Source organism: Methanimicrococcus hacksteinii (assembly GCF_032714515.1).
Taxonomy (GTDB): Archaea; Halobacteriota; Methanosarcinia; order Methanosarcinales; family Methanosarcinaceae; genus Methanimicrococcus; species Methanimicrococcus hacksteinii.
The window spans coordinates 17,416-40,341 of the sequence record NZ_JAWDKC010000015.1; the positions used below are offsets into that span (position 1 = coordinate 17,416).

Sequence of the window (22,926 nt, forward strand, 5' to 3'; positions counted from 1 at the left end):
ATGAATATTAAAACAGAACAAAAAAGTAAAAAGAGAAAAAAAGAAATGAAAAATCTCAGTTTCTCAAATCCAATTTAATTTTGCCGAGCGCGGTCAAGTAGGACACTTCTTCGCCTTCCTTAACGCGTTCTTTGTATTCTTCCGGCAACGGAATTTCAAAAGTGTTGAATTCGGCCAAGTCCATCAGCTGAAGGACGTCGCCTGTAATTGTGAGCACCTGTGCGGTTTTTCTTTCAACGATCGGGACATAGACTTTTGTACCGACGGAACCGACGATTGAGCGCTTTGAGTTGTCAAAAAGACCGATTGCGTCAACTCTGGCTTTTGCCGCGCCGTGTTTTCCCGGCTTGGATTTTGCAATGCTTTTAATGACACAGGCTTCGTCGTCAATGATAACGTATCTGCCTTCTTTTAATTCCTTCATTTCAACTTGTTCTTTCATTTATGAATCCTCCAAAATCAGATTTTTTCAACTGAAAAATGATGTGATGAATGTGATAATGCGCTTTTTCCAAACGCTTAATATTTCTAAAACCGTTTACATATAACATTAATTAGAAATTGAATATGCTAAAACGGAAGAGGGAATATATAACGGTTTTTGTATTCGTAAATTCATTCCTCTAATAAGCCATTCTGTTTTGCATATTCTTCGATTCGCTGCAATCTTGCTTCTAAAAATTCAACAGACTTCTCCCAAAACTCGACAAGTTCATTTTCCGCTGTCGGAAATTTTTTGGGCAGCAATTCATAATCTTGTAACAAATTATATTCTATGTATTCATCAAATGAGTCGAAACAATCAAAGAAATATCCATATGTTTCTATCGTTTCTTTAAGGGGGTAATTATCATCTTCTTTGGCATAATATTTTTTGATACTATCCAAAGTGATGTACATCATGTCTTTTACATCCCCGTGAAGCTCACCGCGAGACTGATTCATTGTGTTCATCCCATCCAACCTGCGGCATGGGAAAAATATCTCTCCTGCAATCGTTCCCGCTAAAAAGAAACATTTATCTGCTAATTCTTTATTGTTTTCAACGGTTTTACGCCTAAAAGGCATCTTGCTGCTGTAATTTCCATTGAGGGGGGTGTAAACCGAATACCCGTCAGGCCGATAATGATTCTTTTTGTTTTTGTCATTAAATCTATCGTTGCCTTTTCCAAAATCAAATCCCTTACGGCCATATAACTCCTGCATCGCGAGGACTAGATCCGGATTGCACAAATCAGCATCTTTCTCTTCGTATTCTCCGGTCCAATAATTATGATGGATATTTTTCATTTTTAGCCTCTTGAATATGTTAATGCAGATTTGCATAAATGTTATTTCAACATCAGGGGAGTGAGACAATATCAGATCTCAAACCCGACTTCCGATTTCGGTTTAATCTGAACCAAAATGTAATCGTTCATTTTTGATTTTGTAATTTCCGCGATCTCGCCGAGCTTCGGGCCTTCGTCAAATTCCACTTCTCTGACGCGCTCATGAAACATTTCGTACGGCAGTTTCACGCGAACGCCCGACATTTTCAATACGAGCGGCGACGGTGCAAGAGATTTATGAATCTCAGGAATCTGATTTTCAATTTCCTTCATTGCACGCGCGGGCAAAACCGCCGGCGGGTCTTTGGAAAAAGCCCGGCGCATTTCCTCGACAAGCTCGGCAACGCTTTCGTTCATCACGTCAAGCGCATTCATTTCATCCGTGCTGCGCATTCTGTGAGACAGGCGTCCCAAATTTCCGATGTACATATCGGCGCCGTTCATTTCTTCAACCTGAATATCGGCGGGGCCGCCGGTTGCGACAATCGGCACTTCGACGCCTTCAAAAAGGCGCGGTTTTTTATTGACCAGGCAATCTTTAAACGAACCCAGGCAGTAAAGCGCAATGTCGTGCTCGTTAATCAGCCGGCGTTCAAAATCGTCATTGAGCGAGACACGGCGTCCCATTCCGCGGGCCAGGCCGATCATCGTCGTCTTCGCGCCCGGGTGGCGCAGATATTCCGCGATGTCGCAGGCCGAGTGCGGCAGATGGTGTGACGCAAGCGTCGGAGAGACGACCGCGATTTCAACGCCCGTGAGCGGCGACTTCACCAGTGTTCCAAGCTGTTTTTTCGCAAGCTCTTCAATCAGCGGCACATCATCTTCCGGAATCATCATGTCCATCGTGACTTCCGTAATCGTAATCATTTTGTTGACCAAATAGCCGCCGACATCTTCAAGCAGCTCAATGATCCTTCCGTGTTTGTAAACGCCGCCGTTGAACACATAAGGTTCGTAAACCGTTCCCATTATTGTTCCTCCCGGTTTCTTTCAAAAGTTTCTTCCTTATTCCGCGCCTCGCGCTTTCCTTTGCCGTCTGCCGTTTTTGTTTCCGTCACATCGGGTTTTGCCGCCCTGAGCTTTTCCATCATTTTTTCGGCATGCTTCAGCTGAGTCGTTTCAATAATGTCTTCCGACGCGATAAACATGAATTCGTTGTTTCCGAACGTATGATACCGGACGCGAAATCCTTCCGGAACACAACGGATCGAAAATTCAATCATATCCGAATGCAAATTTTGAGACGGATTTGCGATAATGTGTGTCGGAAGCGCTGCCGCTTCCTCCGCGGGGTCGTCTGCGCGGACCAGAATCGTCCAGCGATCCGCCTGCGTCACATTTGCGGGCGTATATCTCTCCCACAAATAACGCGTCAGCTCGGGCATATATTTCTCCCGCTCAATCGTGATTTTAACATAACCCTCGCCGCCTTCATAAGCGGTATCAACGGCGGCCATATCGGAAATCCGAATCGGCATTTCGACATCTCGAAGCATCGCCGCCATCATAAAAAGCGATCCCGCCGGATATATCTCAACAGTGATTCGGCCGATTGCAGACGCCAGCCTCAGGTCGGACATGACATCGGCAATAATGTCATGATAAACGGCCGCTTCCGATTCCACGGGAGAGGTGACTTTAAAAATCTCAAGCGGTTCCATATTCACGGTTACTCCTCCACGAATCCGGAAGCCAGAAGAGCGGCGCCGACAGCGCCGATGAGGTGTGAATTTTCGGGAACAATCACTTTCACATTCAGCAAATTGCTCAGCTCGCGCGGAACACCTTTAATCAAAGAAGAGCCGCCGACCAAAATCACCGGTTCCTTGACATCAACTTCCTGAAGCTGCTGCTGATAAATCTGCTCGACAACACTGCGGCAGGCCGCGGCGGCCACGTCTTTGGGCAGCGCGCCCTTCGCAAGCGAATTAACCAGTGACTGCGTTCCGAAAACGATACAGTAGCTGTTCATCTGAACATTTTCCTGAAATCCCTTCATCGCCAAATCACCGAGTTCGGTAATGTCCACATTCAAACGCTTGGCAACAGTTTCAAAGAAACGTCCCGAAGCGCCGGCGCAAATGCCGCCCATCGTAAACATTCCGGGAATACCGTCTTCAACGGAAATCGCTTTGTTGTCCATGCCGCCGATATCAATAACGGTTGCAGGTCCCTTCTGAACATCCGCCAAATAAACGGCGCCTTTGGAGTTCGTCGTGATTTCTTCCTGAACCAAATCCGCATTGTAATGTTCGCCGACAAGGTAGCGGCCGTAACCGGTTGTTCCGAGCGCCTGAATTTCGCTCCGGTCAATGCCCGACATTTCAAGCGCCTGAACGAATGCTTTTTCGGCGCTTTCAATCACTTCGTTGGAAGGCACCCAGCCGTAGCCGAGAATTTTATTGTCCTTCATGATGACGGCTTTCGTGGTTGTCGATCCCGAATCAATGCCGGCCGTAATGCCGTGCTGCACTTCGCGGGCCAGCAGATGGCGGCGCTTGGCAATGGTTGTCAGCGCTTCAAAGCGTGTGTAAAGCGTTGCCGCGTCGGTCTGTTCGGTAAAAGAATAACTGATAACGGGCACATTGGAATATTTGTGAATGTAGCGTCTGACCTCGTTTCGAACGATGGCCGCTTCCGCGCATCTGAAACAGGTTGTCACGAACACACCGTCTGCGATTGTTTCGCCGCGGACGACCGCCTGCGCGCGCGCCATCATCAGCCGAAGATCACCGCTGGCGGCCTCGACACCGAAATCTTTGCCGATCGTATCCAATGCGGCAATATCAATCTCGGGATAAATGAATTCGGCATTCACTTTTGCGGCCGCCTGCTCAAAAGCGGGCTGAACGCCGCCGTATTCCGTTCCGCATGAGACGAGCGCAATTTTCACTTTGGCTTCGGGTTTCGGATGTTTTTGTTTGGACGGCTGTGTTTCAGGCCCTTTTTCAAAATTTTTCGGCGGCTCGGAATCCAAACACAGTTTTTCTTCACCGGCGTTTGCCATTTTCAAAGGCTGTGTTTTGCTCATTTTTTGTCACCGCCTTTTTCAGTTTCACTTTTTTCCGGGAGCGTTTTTAAGAAATCCAAAATCGTGTAAACGAAATCTTCCATTTGCTCGTCATTGGATGGGTATTTGATTTCCAAAATTTTGCTGCGGTCGACATTGATTCGCGCCAAATATTTGACCAGTTCGTTTGTACGGTTGCAGCCGGAGCAGCCGAAATCGGCGGGCGTGTCCTCGACAATAATGCCTGCGTCCGCCTCTTCCACCATCGGTCCCATCAAAGACATGCGTCCGCGAACGCCTGCCGGAACTTCAATCGCCGCGTATTTTAAGCCGAGATTCGGGTCTTCGGGCGTAATATTCAGCGGCGGGGAATCGACACTGAGCGACGTAACTTTTTCGCGCACCTGATTCATAATGACCAGCGGCTCGTGACCGGACCGCGTTACCAAGTCCGCCAGAATAAAGCTGTTTGTGGGGTAAATAAAAACTTTCACAAGCATCCACCTCTTTGTTTTTAAATTTCCTTCATTTTTGATTTAATTAATAAATGTCAATAAAATTAAATGTTAATAAAATTCTGAGATCCCATCTCATTTCTTTTTCGCTGCCGTCTTTTTCTCCTCCGGTTTCTTTGCGGTCGGTGTTTTTGCCGCCGGTGCTCTTGCTGCCGGTGCTTTTGCGGTCGAAGTTTTTGTCGCCGGTGTTTTTGCTGCCGGTGCTTTTGCGGTCGGAGTTTTTGTCGCCGATGTTTTTGCTGCCGGTGCTTTTGTCGCCGGTGTTTTTGCTGCCGGTGCTTTTGCAGTCGAAGTTTTTGTCGCCGATGTTTTTGCCGTCGGCTTCTCTGCAGTTGATTTTTTCGCGGCGCTTTTGGAATTTTCCTTTTCCGCATCTTTCGGTGCTGCTTTTTTTGCCGTCTTCATTTTTGAAGTTTCGGCAGTTTTTTCCGCCGCCTTTGTTTTGGCAGTTTCTGTCGTTGCTTTTGTTTTGACAGCTTTTGCCGTTTTTGCTTCGGCAGATTCTGCCGCCGCTTTCTCAGCTTTCTGCTTTTCTGCAATTCTGTCGGTGACAACCTTTGCCATTTTCGGTTTTTTCTTGTTTTCGCCGAGTTCATCTTTTATTAAATCTTCCATCTTAAACGAGCTCGGGCGGTTCGGCCACTCGGCAGGCCTTCTCTCTGCACCCGCTTCATAATTGTCAAGCGCTTCGCCGACGGCGCCCATCTTTGAAATTTCTTCATGAAGCGTGTAAAATCCGGGACGCTGTCCGCCGTTTCGGGTCGCGCGGCAGCGGCGCGGGTCGCCCGCCGGAAAGCCGCGGTCTTTCACAAAAATATGATTCTTATCCAAATCCTGAACAATTTTGACGACGGCGTTAACGTTTTCTTCCGTTCCCGTCAGCACCAGACCGTAGCAGGTTTCTTTGAGCGTTACGGGATAGCCCGATGCATAAGCCGCCTGAGCCGCGTCTGCCGGAAGCACTTTGTCGGAACTGACGGCAACGATTTTCGTAATTTCCTTTTGCCCCGAAAGCGGTTTTTTAACATTCTTATTCACGAACGGCTTTGCCGCTTTGTCCGCGTCTTTGATTTCGCTGCTCATGCTTCTTCCTCCTCTGCTTCCGCGGCATCGTCTTCCGCATCTGTCGGCGTTGTTCGGGCGTTGATTTCTTTGATGTAAATCACATCGCCTTCTTGGATATTTTTCAGATTATCGGGATTTAAAACACGGCCGATGATGTTGGTTGCTTCAAACTTTTCACCGGTGGGGCCGAACATTGTTTCATCCGCCAGGCGCACGCCGATGTAGCCCATTCTCTTGGCCGACTGATTCGTAATGCCGATGTCAAACGCTTTGACATTGCTTTTCGGCGTGTTTTCCGGCATGATTTCTTTGTATTTTTCGGCTTCCTTTTCCGCCTTGAAAATGTATGTTTCGTCATACACCATCGACACCGGAAGCTGGCCGACCGGCTGTGTTTTCAGATCAATGGAATGCCTGAAGAATTCGACGCTCTTCGGCGCCTCGTCATAATAAAATTCAACTTCAATCAGCTTACCCGTCGGAACGGCGGTCACCGTCACTTCGCCTTCTCTTAAAATTTCAATCGTCGTTGCCGGCGACTGTGCGACAATGACATCTTCCTTATCGTCCGAGCCGCTGACATTCATTTTAATGCCGAGCGCTTTTAACAGCTCTTTGGAATCGCCGATATTGTGACCCAGAAGCAGAAGACGCGGCGGCGCGGTCTCCACCGTGAATTTATCGCCCGGCGCTGCAAAATAGGGCAGCTCCATTCCGGAAACCACATGGCCGACAACCGAGTGAAGCAGACTGGAGGCTCTGTTCGCGGTTGAAATGTAAGCGCGGCCGCGGCCCGTGCCTGCCGTTCTCAAACAAACGGCGCCGAGTTTGCGCGGCTCGAAATTTTCATATTCGCACGGCTCGCCTTTCAGCGTGTCGTCCGACCGGAAAGCATTGGCGGTTGAGTCAATTTGGAACGTTCCGTCTTTAATGATCGCAAAAAAAGTTTCCGTACCCTGCGGGGAATGCGGAGACATTTCAATTTCGGCAACCGTAATCAATCGGTCGCCGTCTTCCAGCGGAACGGATAAATCGGACGTGCACTGCCCTTCGCCGTACGCCGCTTTTTCTTCAACATACGGTTCGATGGATTCAATCACATCGCCTTTGTCGATTTTTTCCAAATTGGTGCGGCCGGCAATCAGCGTTGCAAAAACACCGTCTTCAGGCGTTCCGTATTCGGCGTAATGATCCTTTTTAGAAAATGTCAGCGTCGTTTGAGACGTGTCAAAACCGCCGGCGCTTAAAACGACATCATATTTACGGTAGCGCTTGCTGCCGCGAACGAAATCATATTCCGTTTCAAACGGGCCGAATGAAATGGCGTCCGGACTTTCCATTAAAATCGGAAACGGCGCTAATTTATCATAATTTTCAATCCAGATTTGAGAGGACACAGACGACGGGTCTTTTAATTCAATCACCAGCGGTCCTTTGTTCGTTTGAAGGACAAACTCTTTTGTCAGAGTCTTTTCTTCTTCTTTTTTCTTTTTGACAATACAAACGCAGGCACCTTCTGTATACGGCGCGCCGGTCTTTTCAATGATTTCGGCCGGTGTGATTTTCGCCTTGAACGCGTGTTCTGTTCCGTTGACTGTCACATTGATTTTGGATGCCACCATTCCATCTCCAATCTGTTTTGTTTTTACTGATTGAGCCGGCAGATTGTTTAAACGCAACCGCCGTCGGTATTAATTTCAATATTTTCTTTTTCCGACGCTTTCTCTTCCATTTTGCTCACTTCTGCTTTTTTGGCCGTGTCTGCTTTTTTGGAAGATTTTGCCGCCGTTTTGGATTTTGTTTTCTTTTCATCCGCTGTTTTTGAAGCTGCCGTTTTTGGAGCCGCTGCTTTTGCCGTTGTTGCTTTTGACGCTGTTGCTTTTGACGCTGTTGCTTTTGTCGTCTTTGCCGCGGGTTTTTTGTCCGTTTTCCCTTTGGGCTTTTCCACAAGTTTGGGAACTATCTCATGCGGGTCGCCGACGGCTTCAATTTTGCCGCCTTTGATGTAAGCGACGCGGTCACAGACTTCGTACACGAAATCCATGTCATGGGAAACAATCACAAACGTTTCGCCGAGTTTGTCGCGGGCGTTTAAGATGGAGTTGGTCACGGAAGCGCGGGTGAGCGGGTCCATTGTGCCCGTCGGCTCATCCATAATCACGATATTGGGCTCTTTCATAAGCACCTGCGCCATTGCAACGCGGTGTCTTTCGCCTTCGCTGAGTTCAAAAGTCTGCTTGTTCAGGATGTCTTTGGCTTCCTGCTCGGTAAAACCGGCAACCATAAGCGTTTGAATGGCTTTTCGGATGCCGAGCTCATACGGCAGGTCTAAGCTGATGGATTCTGTCAGGTTTTCAATGACGGTGCTGTGCGGATACAAGCTGTATTCCTGATACAGGATACCCATATATTTCGTTGCGCGGCCTTTGTTGGCAACGCCGGGGACTTTCATATCGATCCACTCGTCGCCGACGCGCACCAGCACTTCGCCGCTTGTCGGGGGAACGATGCCCATTAATATTTTGGACGTTGTCGTCTTTCCGGCACCGCTCTCGCCGATCAGGCCGAAGATTTCCCTTTCGTAAACTTCAAATGAAATGTCATCAATCGCGCGGACAACGCCGCGGTCAACGGAAACATATTTTTTTGTCAGATGTTCCACTTTGATGATCGGCTCGCCGAATTCTTTGGGCTTATCGACAACGACTTCGGTGTAGCCTTCCAGGAATTTGTCGACAATCTTTTTCGGCTCTCCGATGTCAATCACTTCGCCGCCGTCCAGTAAAACGGCTTTGTGCGCCAGCTCTAAAATAACATCCGGCCAGTGAGACGTAATAATCATGGTCATGCCGCGCGTTTCAACGGCTTCCGCCAGTATTTTGTGAACCAAGTCCGCGTTCATCGGATCCAATGTTCCCGTCGGCTCGTCGGCCAGCAGAAGCATGGGCTCTTTCACAAGCTGGCGGGCCAAAACGACACGCTGCTTTTCGCCGCCCGAGAGTTCGCGGGCAATGTGGAGCATGCGGTGGGAAACGTTGACTTCTTCGAGCAAGTCCGCCGCTTTCTTAATCGCGTCGGTTCCCTTGTAGCCGACTTCGTTCAGCGCGTTTAAAATGTTTGTTAAAACACTGTCGTCGCCGTAAAGCGCGAATGTTCTTTGAATCATGATGGAGATGCGTTTTGTCACATCTTTCCGGTCGCCGTCGTGGAGGCCGGCCGTCACAAAATCAACCGTCAGGGGTTCGTATTTTCCGTCGCATCCGCACTCGCATTTTTTGCCGACTTTGCTCGGGAAATCGACATGATGGCAGTTCGGACACCGGGCGACATGATACAGAACTTCTCCGGTCACATGGCCGATCGCTTCCGTTCCTCTCAAGACGTGCATAAAGATCGTTTTCCCGCAGCCGCTTTTTCCGAGAATGCCGATGACTTCCCCCTCTTCCACGGTTAAATTCACGCCTTTTAAAACAAATTTTCCGTCAAAATCAACGGACAAGTTTTTCACTTCAATGAAAGCAGACATATTAACTATCCTTTCCTTTTCTGTTGTATCTGTTTGAAAGCTTCTTTTTCCTTTCCTGAGCTTGCAAATTTTTCATACTGCTACCGTTGCAATATTGAAAAGGCAGTTTTCTATTTTTACAGATTTTTTAAAATAAATGTAAGATATTCATGTTGAATTCTTTATTTATAAACATTACAGATGATGATATACTTGATGATGTATTAATTGCAATTAATGTATTCGTGAAGTATTAATGATGTATTAATGATGTATATGACAAATGTATATCAAACACGATTTACTCTAATATATAAGATTGCAGAAGTTCGGTGCATTCGCCCAAATCGTCAACAATATCGTCGGCCGCATCTCTGAGTTCTTCCGGCGAATGATAATTGCTCCGGCTGATTAAAATGCCGTAATCGGCCGCCAGAAGTGCCGGCATGTCGTTTAACCCGTCGCCGATCATAATCACTTTCGGATAATGGTTCTGCAAATCCAGAATAATCTCTTCTTTTCGGATGTCGTCACAGAGTCCGATTACATTTTCTTTGGAGATGCCGAGTTTGTCGGCAACCCGATTCAGATTTGCGTAATCGTCACCCGAGGCGATATAAACATCACAGTTTTCCCTCACGGCCGAGACAACCTCTTTGGCGCTGTCGAAAAGTTTTCCCCCGGTGCTCATAATGTGCGTGATTTTGTTTTTCCCCGAATCGGCGACGAATCCGAACACTTCGTAGATAATGTCGTCAAAAAAGGCTGTCGCCTCTTTGTTTGTTTCCAAAAATTCGCTCATCGTTGTTTTATCATCCAAAAGAATGCGCGAAATGTCGCCGCTGTCAAATCCCTTGGTCGCGTAAGCCACGCCGAACGGAATTTTTTCTTTTCTCAAAAAGTCCGACAGCAATCTTTCCGGCGGCTGATTCTGAACCAAATCCAAAGGCGCGTCCATAATGATAAGTCCCCGGCCTTCGCCTTCCGCAATCAGTTTTAAATTATCCGCATCCAAAAGAATTTTCCCGGTTTCCAAGTCCTTCGTCACGCGGTACATTTCAACCAATGTCCCCGCGCAATCGAAAACAACAGCGTTTTGTTTAAAAGATTCCATGAGAAAAAAACGGTCAGGATATGTAAAAAGGTTTTGATTTCCCCCCAAAACACAGACCGTTTTGTCATATTTTTCAAAAGACGCGGGTCACGTTTTGCATAATTTTTAAAAAACACGGGTCCGTTTTGAATAATTTTTAAAAAACACGGGTTCGTTTTGTATATTTTTAAAAAACGATGGGGCTCGCGCGCGCAGGCGGCAGTGGCAGCGACAGCGGTAGCAGCAATGGCGGCAGCAATGCAAACAGCAAGGTAGCGGCAGCAAACGGAAAACTGAAGGTAATCTGTGCCCACGTTCGCGTAGCGAACGGCTGTGATAAAAAAGAGCAGATGCATATGGCAGCCCACATACTTGATCCAAATGGCAGCTCGCACACTGATCCGAGCGGCAGCGTGCATACTTGGTCCGAACGGCAGCGTGCATATTTGGTCCGAGCGGCAGCGTGCATATTTGGTCCGAACGGCAGCGTGCATACTTGGTCCGAGCGGCAGCGTGCATATTTGGTCCGAGCGGCAGCGCGCATATTTGGTCCGAACGGCAGCGTGCATACTTGGTCCGAGCGGCAGCGTGCATATTTGGTCCGAGCGGCAGCGTGCATATTTGGTCCGAACGGCAGCGTGCATACTTGGTCCGAACGGCAGCACATTGCAGGCAGTACAAGCATAAAATACAAACGCAAACGACACTGCAAGCTCAGCGACCAACAAAAAATAAAAAAATGTAAATGAAAAAACGATTTCAATCAGATGAAATATTCTTAAATGAAACGCTTTTTATTAATTTCCGAAACCGCGCTTTCGACGTTGTGGTTCAATTTCTGAAGCTGATTTTCAAGGTCGGCCTCGACCGTCATAATGCTGACGCGAATCGCTTTGTCGCGGCTTTCCATTCTTTCTTCGATTTCATTGAGGCGGCTGTTGACGGATAAAATCATGTATGTCGCAACACCGACAACGATGAGAAGACAGAAAATAATGACCCAATTGTACGGATTGTAAACGAATCTTTGAAGCCATGCATAGGCCATTACAAGAGTGGCGATTTCTATTAAAATAAAGGCAATAATGTCTTTTGTTTCCATGTTGTTCACCTGACTGTTTGAAAGTTGTGTGAGTTGTGATATTTTACGAAATTTTGTGTGAAAATAAATTGTTAATCAAAATATGATGCGCCGTTTGATCTTTACAGATTTACTCTGCTTGACAGATTTGCTCCGTTGACAGATTTTTTCTGTTTGACAGATTTTTTCTGTTTGACAGATTTGTTTCTGCGATGTGACAATTTAAATCAAAAAGCGCTCTGTCATCTGATATAAAAGAGTTTACGAAAGTATATAAATATTAACCAAATTATGTTATTCAAAATTCTGTATGTCGATTTCGTTTTTAAATTTACGTTTCGGCATGGGGCTTCGTTTGAAGTTTTCCTTTCATTAACATTAACTTTTATTTACGTTCATTTACATTGAATTTACATTAATATTTGCAGTTATTTTAATTCTTAACATAATCTATTCATCCGATTGATGAGGTTTTTCTCTTGAGTTCCGAAAAATCCCCTTTAACGTTTTCACAAAAAATGGAAAATCTGATCCCGTATTTCATTATGGGTATTTTCATTTTGATTGTTCAGGTCGGTTCCCTTTGGCTGGCAACCACAGACTACATTGCAAATCAGCCGCCGCTTGAAAATCCCGAAAGCGTCGGATATTCCGTTTATTACATCGTCGTTTTGCTTCTCTTTTCGGCGCTCATCGTTTATCTGATTAAGAAAAACAAAACCTTTGTCATCCGCGGCATTATTTATTTAGCCATTGCCATGACGCTGTATTACGTTTTTGCAGCCATCATCGACAAAGCCGTCGGCCTGACGGACATCACGGTCGTGATTTCAATTGCCGCCGCCGTCATTTTTGCCGTTCTGCTTTACAAATATCCGGAATGGTACATCATTGACTTTGCCGGCCTGATGATTTCAATCGGCGCCTGCGCCGTCATCGGCGTTTCCCTTTCTTACATCCCGATTATCGTTTTAATGATCGGCCTTTTGGTTTACGATTTCATTTCCGTTTACAAAACCAAACACATGCTGACGCTGGCCAACGGCATGATGGATATGAAACTCCCGATATTGTTTGTGATTCCGAAAAGCTGGCGCTATTCGTACATCGAAGAAGACTTTTCGGACGACGACGATGATGACGAAAACGGCGAAAACAAAGCCGAATGTGAAGCAGAAAACGAATCTGAATGTGAAGCCGAACACAAAACGGAAGGTGAAACCGGTTCGGAAGCACTCATCCAAACGGAAGATGCAGTTGTAACCACCGAAGCCGCCGTTGAAGAATTCATTGCCGCAACTGAAATGGCAGGCGAAATCAAAGCCGACGAAACCGGCGGAACGATTGACGCTGCTGCCGAAATCCAAAAGAAAAAGAAAAAATCAGACGCGCTTTTCATGGGCCTCGGCGACGCCGTTATCCCGACGCTTCTGGTCGTTTCCGCCAACAAATTCATTGAACACGACGGCGTGCTTTCAATGCCCGCGCTTTTCACAATGATCGGCACCTTTGTCGGTTTTGCCGTTTTGATGTACGTGGTTTCCAGAGGAAAGCCGCAGGCCGGCCTTCCGTTTTTGAATTCCGGCGCAATCCTCGGCTTTTTTGCAGGCGTTTTGATTTCAGGCGCAACGATTTCACTCAGCCTCGGGTTCTGAAACCCAAAAATTGGAAATTCGGGAATCTTTATTATTCTGAAACGAATTAAAGATTCCATTAATTTATTTCATTATTTCATTATTTCAAACTTTAATTTCATTACTTCAAACTTTAATTTCAAACTTTACAGACTTTAATTTCATTAACTTTAAATTTGAAAGTTTTAAGATTTTAAAATTATTTTTCAAATCACCATTATTGATTATTGACTATTGATTATTGATTATTGAATTATCGAGGCCTTTTATTATGAAATTTGATCCGGAACAGGTTCGTCGGGAAAAAAACGAAAATTTTGAAAAAGCATGGATTGAGTCGGGAAAATACATTAAAAAAAATAAGCTTGAAGAAAGCTATCCGCGCATGAAGCCGGTTTTCGGAAAACCGCATCCCGTTTATGAAACAATCCGGAGATTAAGAGACGCGTACATGAGAATGGGCTTTGCCGAATACATGAACCCGCTCATTGTTGAGGAGCGCGATATTTACAAACAGTTCGGCGACGAAGCGCCCGCCGTCTTGGATCGCTGCTTCTATCTGGCAGGCCTCCCGCGCCCGAACGTCGGCATTTCCGATGAACGCATCCGAAAAATCAAAGAAATCATTGTCGGAATCGATGACGACGGCATTGAAATTATCCGAAAAGTGCTTCACGCTTACAAAAAAGGAACGATTGAAGGCGACGACTTGGTTTCCGAACTTTCCGAGCAGCTCAATGTGACCGATATTTTTGTTGTCGAATTGATTGAAAAAGTCTTTCCGGAATTCAAAGAACTCAAGCCGGAAGGCACAAGCAAAACACTTCGCAGCCACATGACCAGCGGCTGGTTCATCACACTTTCAGAATTGCTTGAACGCAACGAACCGCCGTTCTCGCTCTTCTCAATCGACCGCTGTTTCCGCCGCGAACAGCAGGAAGATGCGTCGCGCCTCATGACTTATTATTCGGCGTCCTGCGTTATCATGGATGAAAACGTGACCGTCGACCACGGCAAAATGGTTGCCGAAGGTCTCCTTTCTCAGTTCGGATTTGAAAAATTCATGTTCCGTCCCGACAACAAACGCAGCAAATATTACGCGCCCGACACGCAGATCGAAGTTTACGCTTATCACCCGAAATTGGATGGCTCGGATACAAAATACAGCGACGGCTGGATTGAAGTTGCCACCTTCGGCATTTACGCCGCGCCTGCGCTTTCCGAATACAATATTCCGATGCCGGTCATGAATCTCGGCCTCGGCGTCGAGCGTTTGGCTATGATTCTTTACGACGCCAAAGACATGCGTTACATGACTTATCCGCAATTTTCACAATACGGCGACTGGGAAATGGAAGATTCCGAACTGGCCCGCCAGGTCGAATTGATCAAAACGCCGAAAACAGATGCCGGCCGAGAGGTTGCCGACGCGATTGTTAAAGGATACAAAGAGCACGGAAAAGAGGCCGGGCCTTGTGAATTCGAAGTCTGGAAAGGCGAATTGTGCGGCAAAACCGTCACCGTTACGATTGCAGAACCCGAATCCGACACATCGCTTGCAGGCCCCGCAACATTTAATGAAGTCGTTGCGTACAACGGCGATATTCTCGGCGTTCCGAATCAGAAAAAGTGGGAAAAAGCACTCGAAAACCATTCGGCAAAAACCGGATTCACATTTGTTAATGCGTTTGCCGCAGCCGCAGCCGCAGAAGCAGAAGAAGCCGCAGAAGCCGGCGCATCCGAACACGAATCACGTGTCCGCATGGTAAAAATGCTTTCCGAAGTCAATATGAAGCTGACAGATCTCGGACAGCGCTACGTGACCGGAAACAATAAGAAAATCGATGTCCGCGGTCCCGTGTTTACGACCGTTTTGTTCAAAATTGAATAAGTCCGATAAATCTGATAAGCTCTAAGCCTGATAAATCCGAAATCCGGATTTATTCAGTTTAATTTATTCGATTTGATTCATTCGTTTGATTCATTCAGTTTGATTTATTCGGTTTAATTTGTTCAGTTATTTTCCGCATTTCATTTTTTTGAAATCATGTTTTCAAAATGATGATTGGCTTGTCAAAAGCTATAAAAATGAACAAATAATTTATATTGTATTCCCATATATACACTAATCATTCATTCCATTCATTCACACAATTCATTTATATTTCACACATTAAATTCAAAGGCGAGAAAATATGCGTACCGAACTGACTTCACTTTTTGGACTTGACATTTACACCGTTAACGGTATTTATGTCGGAAAAGTCACTGATTTAATCATCGATGTCGAAAGCCAATCCGTTTCCGGAATCATTGCAAATCATGTCAACACAGATGTTTTTGACGTGGCAGGCGACGGCATTATTATTCCGTACCGCTGGGTCGTCACCGCAGCAGACATTGTTTTAATCCGCGATGTGATTCGCAGATTCCAAAAGAAGGCCGATGATTAAATCGGCTCCGTTTTTTACTTTTTTACTTTTAACTTTTTTACTTTTAACTTTTTTACTTCATTTTTTTTGTTTTTAACTTTTTTTTTGTTTTTTATTTTGTTTTTAACTTTTATTTCATCGTTTTATTTTTCGGTTAAGTTTGATTCTCGCGTTCATTCCGGTTGATTCTGATCGATTTTCTTTCTGACCGGTTCTTTTTTACGCAATTTCAGATCAATATTGTTTTTATCGGCCGCTTCCTGAAATAAACGGACGGCTGCCGCGGCTTTTTCTTTCAATGAATCTTCCGGATTTGTTTCAGCGGCCAGCGTATCCGTGACGGATTTGATTTCCGAAAGCTCCGACAAATTCACGGCGGTGCAGTAAAAACTTTTCCGGCGCCCGTCATCGTAACCGTTCAGCAGGGTTTGAAGAATCTCAATTTTTTCGTTCAGTTCGGCTTGATAAGCTTCCAATCCTTCTTTTTTGATTTTGTCAAAATTTGTCATCATGTTCCGGTGCGTGATAAACGAATCAAAAAGAACGGCCGCGTCAAACCTTTTGCAGGGATATTCGTCACATTGGAAACAATATTCGATGCTGCGGCGCTGAACGCAGGAAAGATGCCCGCAGGACGGATGCTTTTCTGAAAAACCTTTGCCGGCGCAGCCGGGACATTTGGAAGGGCCGTCGGTATGCCGGCGGGGGCAAAGGCCGCAATTTAAGCCGCAGGCGGCAAGCATCGGATATTGTCTTTGAAAATATTCCATTTCCGGATCCTTTCCATGTTTTTAAATTGTTATTAAAATTGTAAATATAATTGTAAAAGCAATTAAAAATGAATCGAAGAAATAATCGAAAAAATAATTGTTAAAATAATTGAATAAATATTGCGGAGACAATTGAAAAAATAATTAAAATAATTAAAATAATTAAAATAATTGGAAAAAAGAGTCGGAATCCGTTACATGGATTCCGGCGCGTCAATTCCCAAACAGTCAAGCGCATTGGCGATTGCCGTTTTGGCGGCAAAAACCAAAGCCAATCTTGCTTTTTTCAAGTCGGCGTCTTCGACATTTAAAACGGGAACGTAGCGGTAGAATTGATTGAAATCATCCGCTAATTCACGGGCATAAATCGCAAAGGTGTGCGGTTTTAAGCTGACGGCGCAGTCATTGACTTTCTGTTCGAACTGCGCGATTTTCTTGATGAGCGCGGCTTCCTGCGGTTCCGTCAAAAGTGTGAAATTCGCAAATTCGGACGTGATGCCGTCGCTGCCGATTGTTCCGTCTTCTCCGGCTTTTGTTAAAATGTTGGAGGCGCGGGCGTGCGCGTACTGAATGAAAGGCGCGCCCTGCTTTTCAAAGTCAAGCGCCGTTTCCCATTCGAAAACGGTGGATTTGTCGGAAGACACTTTGATAATATCGTAGCGCGTTGCACCGATTCCGACCATTCTGGCGACTTCTTTCTTGAAATCTTCCGTTTCTTCGGGGCGGCGTGTTTCGATTTCTTCGTAAGCTTTGTCAATCATCTGCTTGAGCAGCTCATCGGCGGTAATGAAAACGCCGCGGCGCGTGCTCATGGAACCTTCCGGAAGGGAAACGAATTCAAAAATAACGACTTCGGGCGTTTTGTCGCCGAGCAGGTCCAGCGCGGCACGAAGCTGACCGGAAATCAATTTGTGGTCGGCGCCGAAAACATCGATCATGCGGTCGCATTGGGGTGCTTTCCACTCATGGTAAGCCAAATCCCGGGTCGTGTAAAGCGATGTGCCGTTTGAGCGGCGGATCACAAGCGTCTTTTCAAAACCGTACTCGGAAAGATCAACGACAAGCGCGCCGTCTGAATCTTTTGTTTTGCCGGTAGCTTCCAGTCGGGAAATGACATCCCAGACCGCGCCGCTTTGAATAAATTGAGATTCGCGGACGAATTTGTCGTGCCTGACGTTCATCAGCTGAAGCGTCTCGGAAATGCCGGCAATCGCCATGTCAACGGCTTCCGTGAAACTGTCAATCGTTTCTTTGTCACCGTTTTCCACATTTTTCATCAAATCTTCAATGTGATTGTTGATTGTTTCGTCTTTGGCGATGTCTTCGTTTGCTTTGACATAAACCTCAACGATGGCGTAATCCGGCTTAATATCCCGATTAAGCGGATATTTGGAAGCCGCCCATGAAACGACGGCAATCTGGCGGCCGATGTCGTTGACATAATATTGGGCTTCCACATCGTATCCCGCTTTTCTTAAAATTCGGGTCAGCGTGTCGCCGAGAATCGCGTTTCGGATGTGTCCGACGTGAAGCGGACCGTTCGGATTGGCGGATGTGTGTTCCAAAAGAATTTTTCCCGAATTCTTTCCGGCGCCGTAGTTTTCCTTCTCGGCAACCGCATTTTCAACGGTCTGCACCAAATATTTGTCGGACGCGAAAATGTTAACGTAAGGACCTTGCGCGGTGATTTTCCCGATTAAATCCGCGTCTTTTAACAGGCCGGAAGCCGCAGCTGCAATTTCTTGTGCGATTTGAGCGGGGTTGCTTTTATCGTCCTTTCCGTCTTTGCTGCCGTCCTTATTGCCGTCTTTCTTCTGCGCCGCCAGCAAAAAAGCCAGCCGGGATGCCAAATCAGCATGTTCGGAAACTTCAAACGGCACCTCTTCATCCTTGATGTCATAGCCGAGCGCCGCCGCAGCAGCACCGAGCGTTTTTTGAACTTGGTTTTTAAATTCGATAAACAAAATAATCACCGACCCCGTGAGTCAATCCTGTGAATTAAATAATCATAAATTATGAAATATTCTATAAATATCATGTAAATATCAATGAAATGTAAATGAAATATAAATGAAATACAATAACTGAAATATGAAATACAACTGAAATACAACTGAAATGTCAATATGTCAATTATTGTTGAATCTTTTGATATTTGAATCGGATCTCTGAATTTAAATATTTCTCTTTTTTCCCGCCGTCTTTTTCCGGCTTTTTTGAATTCTTTTCGGGCGGAGGTTTGAAATGTTAAACGGCGCCGCAGACTATAAAAACAAAGACGTATTCTTAAACATAAATCTATAATAAATATAATTATGACCGCCGCAATTTGAAAAAAATGCTTCCGGAGAATAATATGGTTAAAACGACGACAACGAATTACAGCGTTCCTCTGCCGCTGACGGCAAATATGAGGGTTTGGCTGTCTTTGGGCATCATTTTCGCCGTTTTATGCGCCGTCATTTGGGTCCTGTTTTATTTCCGGGAAATTTTCATTGTCGTTCTTTTCGGTTTGTGTTTTATTGCTCTTTTAAATAAAGCCATCAATTTGTTCAACAAATATACCGGCAAATACACCCGTAAGCAGAAACAGGTTCTGGCAATTGCTTTAATATTGGTTGCCGGCAGTATTTCTCTTTATTTCTTCGCAACGCAGATCAGTAATTTGTCTGAATTGTTTTCCGATTTGTCGGGCCTTCAGGCGATGATTCTTCAAGGAACGCAGCTTTTGCTTGACATGCTTTCCGTGCTGCCCGATGCGGTGACAACTTGGGTTCAGAATACCGTGGACACAATCGTCAACTCGATTTTTTCATATACGCGCGATTTCCTGTCTCAAATGCTTTTTTATGTTCTTGCCATTGTTCTGCTTTATCCGATTATGTTTAATATGTATTTCAAAGACAGCGGCAGAATCAAAGGAATCATTGACGGCATGGTGCCGAAAAGGTTCGAAAACGAATTTAAGCACACGGCAAATGCGATTCTGACCCAGTCCAACAATTTCTTTGTCGCAAAAATCATTGAAAGCGTCGGCATTGCAATAATCAGCTGTGTCGGATTCTATTTAATCGGTCTTCCCGGCTGGCTTTTCCTCGGTCTTTTGGCCGGTTTGCTCAACAATGTGCCGTACATCGGACCGATGATTGCAACCGTCCCGCCGGTCGTGGTGGGTTTTGTCATCGGAATAAATGTCGCCATTCTGGCGGCCGGCGTTTGTCTGATTGCTCAGATCGTTGACAACATTTATCTTGTCCCGTTTATGATTTCAAGCAAAGTCAGCGTCAACCCGTTCACAACCGTTGTCCTGATTTTGGTTTTTTCGCAATTATTCGGAGCGCTCGGAATGATTTTGAGCATTCCGATTTATATCATCTGCAAAATCATACTGATTGAATCATACAAGCTGCTGACAGATATTTTCCCCGAACGGCATGAGTAAAAATATCGGGAGAATGAAGAAATTCTATATGAAGAAATAACGAGATTCAGTATGGAATACTGAATTCAATATGAATCTGAAATTCAGTTGAGTCTGAAGTTCAGTATGAGTCTGAAGTTCAGTATGAGTCTGAAGTTCAGTATGAGTCTGAAGTTCAGTATGAGTCTGAAGTTCAGTATGAGTCTGAAGTTCAGTATGAGTCTGAAGTTCAGTATGAGTCTGAAGTTCTATGAAATAAGAAGTTCAGTATGAAAGAAGAAAAACAGATTGTTTTAATCAAAATTCTGTTTCGATTTGTTCAATTTTCATCAGCGGGTAATTTAATTGTTCGTCATATTTCAATGACACAAAAACACGCGCCGAACGGCAGCGAATGACGGCTTTGACATCCAGCATCGCGCCTTTGAGTTCTGTGTATCTGAATGTTTCATTTATTTCACCAAAGACGCGTTTTTCATCAATTTTAACTTCGATTTTTTCAACAAACGGCTGAGCGGCAATACTTTCCCGAATTGCTTTTTCCATTGACGCGATTCCGGAAATCGAAAGCGGGCTTCCGGTGAATTGATGATAAAGGGCGCCGAGCTTAATGCCGGCTTCAAAAAGAGCGTTGTCTCTGTCCGTTATTTCGGACCGGTTTTCCGTCATCATTTTGCCTCACAGCTGAACGCTTTTCTTTTTGCTGATCAGTCCGATCAGCGGAGAAATCAAATAAATCAGCATTAAAAAGCCGAGGATGGCCGGGAAAATCACAATAAGCGCATTGCTGACAAAAAGGGACGCGATTGTTCCGACAAACAGAATGATTAAAACGGCAAACGTTTCTTTTTTCATGACTTTCGAATACGGAATCGTGCTAATCATCAGCAGAGAGAGGACAAACATGAAGACAAACATGATTTCGATGTCATACGGAATCGAAAAATTTGTTTTTTCAAGGTTGAAAAGAATCAGAACAAACATAGAAAGGGCGACTGCGGCTCCGGTAATCGGAATTCCCGCGTATTCTTCTTTTTTGTGCGGCATCGCATTGTAGCGGGCCAGTCTGAGAATGCCGCAGATGAGATAAAAACAAACAAAAACGACTGAAATGATATTTTCGCTCATGCAGTAAACAATGACTGCCGGCGCAACGCCGAATGAAACGACATCTACGAGCGAATCAATGTGTTCTCCCAAAGGACCCCCGGATGTTTTCCGGGCGACATAGCCGTCAACACCGTCGGCTGCTGCCGCGATCAGTAAACAAGCCGCTGCCGCTCCAAAAGCGCCGCTGAATGCAAAAAATATGGCCGCCATCCCAAAAATGAGGTTAATCATTGAGACAAAATCGGGCGCTTTCAAGAGATGTAACATGTTCATACAATTCCATTTTATCTTTATATATTCTTCGGCAGTTGCGGAATTTACCTTCTGTTCAATGTTTTATCCGGGGAAATCGGTGTAAGCCGACTTTCCAAACCGTCTCCGTTTTGTTCACATCCGGGCCGCACATTCTCTACTGTCGGATTTTTGAACCTGTCTCATAACTTCAAATAAATCTGTATTTTAGGTAACAGTTATAAACAATGAAGTATATTGTTAGATTACTTGAATACTATTGAACTATTATATGTTCAATGAACTATTCAACGGGATCAAAACTTCGAACTCTAAATTGCAGAACAGAATCTTTGTTCTGTTCTCCGGTTGGAGTTCTTATCTGACAAACAGAATTAAAACGACTGAAAAAACAAATCAAAAACGAATCAAAAACGACCTTCATTTATCCGAAAAATAAAAACGATTTCAAAACGGATTCAAAAGAATTCCCGACGATTCCTCATTCCCTTCCAAAAACGAAAACCAAAAACGAAAACCAAAAACGAAAACCAAAAAGGAATCAAAAAAGAAATACAATCTTCTGAATCAAAAACGCCCGCTGAAAAACGAATCTCAAAAACAAATATCAAAAACGGTGCGGGCATATCCTTTACAAAAATCTAATCGTTTCATGGCTTTAAAATCCGAAACTTAAAATCTGCAATCAAAATTATTCAAATCTCTATCAATAAATAAATCCGGAAAAATAATCTAATCCAAAAAACGATACAGATTCATAATTATAAAAACAAACAAAACGATATAAAAACCAAATCCGAGGTATAAAAAATGAAAAAATCTATTCTTATCGCGCTTTCCGTTTTTGCGGTTGCCGTTTTGGCCGTCAGTTTCAGCGGCTGCTTGGCATCCGATGACAAAGCGCCCGAAACCTCTGCAAATCCTGCAGTAATTCAATCCATCTCTTACTACACATTCCCTGTCAATGACGGCAATGTGACGGCTGAAATTCTTGTCCAGATTCAGGGCACACACAGCCAGAGCGTCGACAAAGACAACATCACCGTAACCGTTGACGGCGACAAAATTTACGTGAACGTTCCTGTTGTGAACTCCAGCCCGGTCAACACAAAAGACCTCGGCTTTGAAACCGTTGAAGTCGTTCTCGGCGCAAAAGACGGATTCAAAGACGGCGAATACACAGTCATCGTCAATGCCGGAACCGAAAAAGAATTTACATCAACCATCAAATTCGAAGACGGAGAACTTTACTTCTTCAGACCCGGAGTCATCGGTGACATCACTGTCGGAAACGACGGCAACAATATCACCGTGAATGCCGATGTTGTTTTGGGCGGCAGCGCCGAAACCATTGACAAAGAAAACATCACAACGTCCGGCAAGTTTGAAAACGGCGTCTATGAAATCAGCATTCCCGTTCAGGTTCAGGACGGCATTACCACTTTGAACTTGATTTACGTTCAGGAATCCTTCGTCATCGGACAGCTCGATCAGCTTGAAGACGGCACATACACCGTTCTTGTCAACGGCGCAGAAGTTTCTTTCACCGTTGAAAACAATCAGATTGTGACCGCGTAATCGGAATCATCCAATCGTTCAAATATTTCGCCTTCGGGTTTTTAACTCGAAGGCTTTTTTTATTTATTTTTCCATTTCTTTACTTTTCTCGTTTTTGTTTTTCACTTGTTTCATTTTTATTTTTCACTT

The 22,926-nt window shown here is 45.0% G+C and carries 21 protein-coding genes and 1 pseudogene; 5 read left to right on the forward strand and 17 right to left on the reverse strand.

Going from position 1 to position 22,926, the window contains the following annotated elements; all coding sequences use genetic code 11:
- Positions 1-55: 55 nt before the first annotated feature.
- From MmiAt1_RS04445 to MmiAt1_RS04500, 13 genes and pseudogenes are all read right to left on the reverse strand, one after another.
- Positions 56-442 (reverse strand): translation initiation factor IF-5A, encoded by a 387-nt coding sequence (locus tag MmiAt1_RS04445; RefSeq protein WP_316559409.1) that lies wholly within the window; start codon positions 440-442, stop codon positions 56-58.
- A gap of 173 nt (positions 443-615) precedes the next feature.
- Positions 616-1,290: a DUF6994 family protein gene (locus MmiAt1_RS04450; protein ID WP_318785695.1), complete on the reverse strand. Its 675-nt coding sequence runs from the start codon at positions 1,288-1,290 to the stop codon at positions 616-618.
- Between the two features lie 71 nt (positions 1,291-1,361).
- Complete coding sequence (locus MmiAt1_RS04455) at positions 1,362-2,300, reverse strand: methanogenesis marker 7 protein (RefSeq protein ID WP_318785696.1); 939 nt, start codon at positions 2,298-2,300, stop codon at positions 1,362-1,364.
- Positions 2,300-2,992: a methanogenesis marker 17 protein gene (locus tag MmiAt1_RS04460; protein ID WP_318785801.1), complete on the reverse strand. Its 693-nt coding sequence runs from the start codon at positions 2,990-2,992 to the stop codon at positions 2,300-2,302. Before MmiAt1_RS04460 ends, MmiAt1_RS04455 begins: the two co-directional genes overlap by 1 nt.
- Before the next feature lie 8 nt (positions 2,993-3,000).
- On the reverse strand, positions 3,001-4,362 hold the full coding sequence (locus MmiAt1_RS04465; protein WP_318785697.1) for a methanogenesis marker 15 protein: 1,362 nt from the start codon (positions 4,360-4,362) through the stop codon (positions 3,001-3,003).
- Positions 4,359-4,841: a methanogenesis marker 5 protein gene (locus MmiAt1_RS04470; protein WP_318785698.1), complete on the reverse strand. Its 483-nt coding sequence runs from the start codon at positions 4,839-4,841 to the stop codon at positions 4,359-4,361. Before MmiAt1_RS04470 ends, MmiAt1_RS04465 begins: the two co-directional genes overlap by 4 nt.
- Positions 4,842-4,881: 40 nt before the next feature.
- A complete protein-coding gene (locus tag MmiAt1_RS09400) occupies positions 4,882-5,358 on the reverse strand; it encodes a hypothetical protein (protein ID WP_420891286.1) in 477 nt (158 codons plus the stop codon).
- Between the two features lie 119 nt (positions 5,359-5,477).
- A pseudogene (locus MmiAt1_RS09405) lies at positions 5,478-5,939 on the reverse strand (methanogenesis marker 6 protein); the annotation flags it as partial.
- Positions 5,936-7,543, reverse strand: a complete 1,608-nt coding sequence (mmp3, locus tag MmiAt1_RS04480; protein WP_318785700.1) for a methyl-coenzyme M reductase-associated protein Mmp3 — start codon at positions 7,541-7,543, stop codon at positions 5,936-5,938. The gene mmp3 and the pseudogene MmiAt1_RS09405, both read right to left, overlap by 4 nt.
- A gap of 47 nt (positions 7,544-7,590) precedes the next feature.
- Positions 7,591-9,447 (reverse strand): methyl coenzyme M reductase system, component A2, encoded by a 1,857-nt coding sequence (gene atwA / locus MmiAt1_RS04485; RefSeq protein WP_318785701.1) that lies wholly within the window; start codon positions 9,445-9,447, stop codon positions 7,591-7,593.
- A 280-nt stretch (positions 9,448-9,727) separates the two neighbouring features.
- Positions 9,728-10,483, reverse strand: coding sequence for an HAD family hydrolase (locus MmiAt1_RS04490; protein ID WP_318785802.1), 756 nt, complete (start codon positions 10,481-10,483; stop codon positions 9,728-9,730).
- On the reverse strand, positions 10,471-11,226 hold the full coding sequence (locus MmiAt1_RS04495) for a hypothetical protein (protein ID WP_318785702.1): 756 nt from the start codon (positions 11,224-11,226) through the stop codon (positions 10,471-10,473). Before MmiAt1_RS04495 ends, MmiAt1_RS04490 begins: the two co-directional genes overlap by 13 nt.
- A 71-nt stretch (positions 11,227-11,297) precedes the next feature.
- A complete protein-coding gene (locus tag MmiAt1_RS04500; protein ID WP_318785703.1) occupies positions 11,298-11,621 on the reverse strand; it encodes a hypothetical protein in 324 nt (107 codons plus the stop codon).
- 497 nt (positions 11,622-12,118) lie between these two features.
- Between MmiAt1_RS04500 and MmiAt1_RS04505 the strand changes: the two genes are divergently transcribed.
- The 3 genes from MmiAt1_RS04505 to MmiAt1_RS04515 all read left to right on the forward strand — a co-directional run bounded on the left by MmiAt1_RS04505 (position 12,119) and on the right by MmiAt1_RS04515 (position 15,687).
- Positions 12,119-13,255, forward strand: coding sequence for a presenilin family intramembrane aspartyl protease PSH (locus MmiAt1_RS04505; protein ID WP_318785704.1), 1,137 nt, complete (start codon positions 12,119-12,121; stop codon positions 13,253-13,255).
- Positions 13,256-13,505: 250 nt separating this feature from the next.
- Positions 13,506-15,125: an O-phosphoserine--tRNA ligase gene (gene sepS / locus MmiAt1_RS04510; RefSeq protein ID WP_318785705.1), complete on the forward strand. Its 1,620-nt coding sequence runs from the start codon at positions 13,506-13,508 to the stop codon at positions 15,123-15,125.
- A gap of 304 nt (positions 15,126-15,429) precedes the next feature.
- Positions 15,430-15,687: a PRC-barrel domain-containing protein gene (locus MmiAt1_RS04515; protein ID WP_318785706.1), complete on the forward strand. Its 258-nt coding sequence runs from the start codon at positions 15,430-15,432 to the stop codon at positions 15,685-15,687.
- A 152-nt stretch (positions 15,688-15,839) separates the two neighbouring features.
- Here the strand turns inward: MmiAt1_RS04515 and MmiAt1_RS04520 are convergent, their stop codons facing one another.
- Positions 15,840-16,436 carry a DUF3795 domain-containing protein gene (locus MmiAt1_RS04520; RefSeq protein WP_318785707.1) on the reverse strand — a complete coding sequence of 199 codons (597 nt, stop codon included), beginning with the start codon at positions 16,434-16,436 and terminating at the stop codon, positions 15,840-15,842.
- Positions 16,437-16,630: 194 nt separating this feature from the next.
- A complete protein-coding gene (gene argS, locus MmiAt1_RS04525) occupies positions 16,631-18,400 on the reverse strand; it encodes an arginine--tRNA ligase (RefSeq protein ID WP_318785708.1) in 1,770 nt (589 codons plus the stop codon).
- 392 nt (positions 18,401-18,792) lie between these two features.
- Here argS and MmiAt1_RS04530 point away from each other — a divergent pair, with 392 nt between their 5' ends.
- The gene (locus MmiAt1_RS04530) at positions 18,793-19,878 is read left to right on the forward strand and encodes an AI-2E family transporter (protein WP_318785709.1); all 1,086 of its coding nucleotides are present in this window, start codon (positions 18,793-18,795) and stop codon (positions 19,876-19,878) included.
- A 276-nt stretch (positions 19,879-20,154) separates the two neighbouring features.
- On the opposite strand, the gene MmiAt1_RS04535 is transcribed toward MmiAt1_RS04530, so the two are convergent.
- Both MmiAt1_RS04535 and pssA read right to left on the reverse strand, forming a co-directional pair.
- Positions 20,155-20,529 carry a dihydroneopterin aldolase family protein gene (locus MmiAt1_RS04535; RefSeq protein WP_318785710.1) on the reverse strand — a complete coding sequence of 125 codons (375 nt, stop codon included), beginning with the start codon at positions 20,527-20,529 and terminating at the stop codon, positions 20,155-20,157.
- Between the two features lie 6 nt (positions 20,530-20,535).
- Complete coding sequence (pssA, locus tag MmiAt1_RS04540; protein ID WP_318785711.1) at positions 20,536-21,234, reverse strand: CDP-diacylglycerol--serine O-phosphatidyltransferase; 699 nt, start codon at positions 21,232-21,234, stop codon at positions 20,536-20,538.
- Between the two features lie 795 nt (positions 21,235-22,029).
- Between pssA and MmiAt1_RS04545 the strand changes: the two genes are divergently transcribed.
- Positions 22,030-22,797 carry a hypothetical protein gene (locus MmiAt1_RS04545; protein WP_318785712.1) on the forward strand — a complete coding sequence of 256 codons (768 nt, stop codon included), beginning with the start codon at positions 22,030-22,032 and terminating at the stop codon, positions 22,795-22,797.
- Positions 22,798-22,926 lie beyond the last annotated feature (129 nt).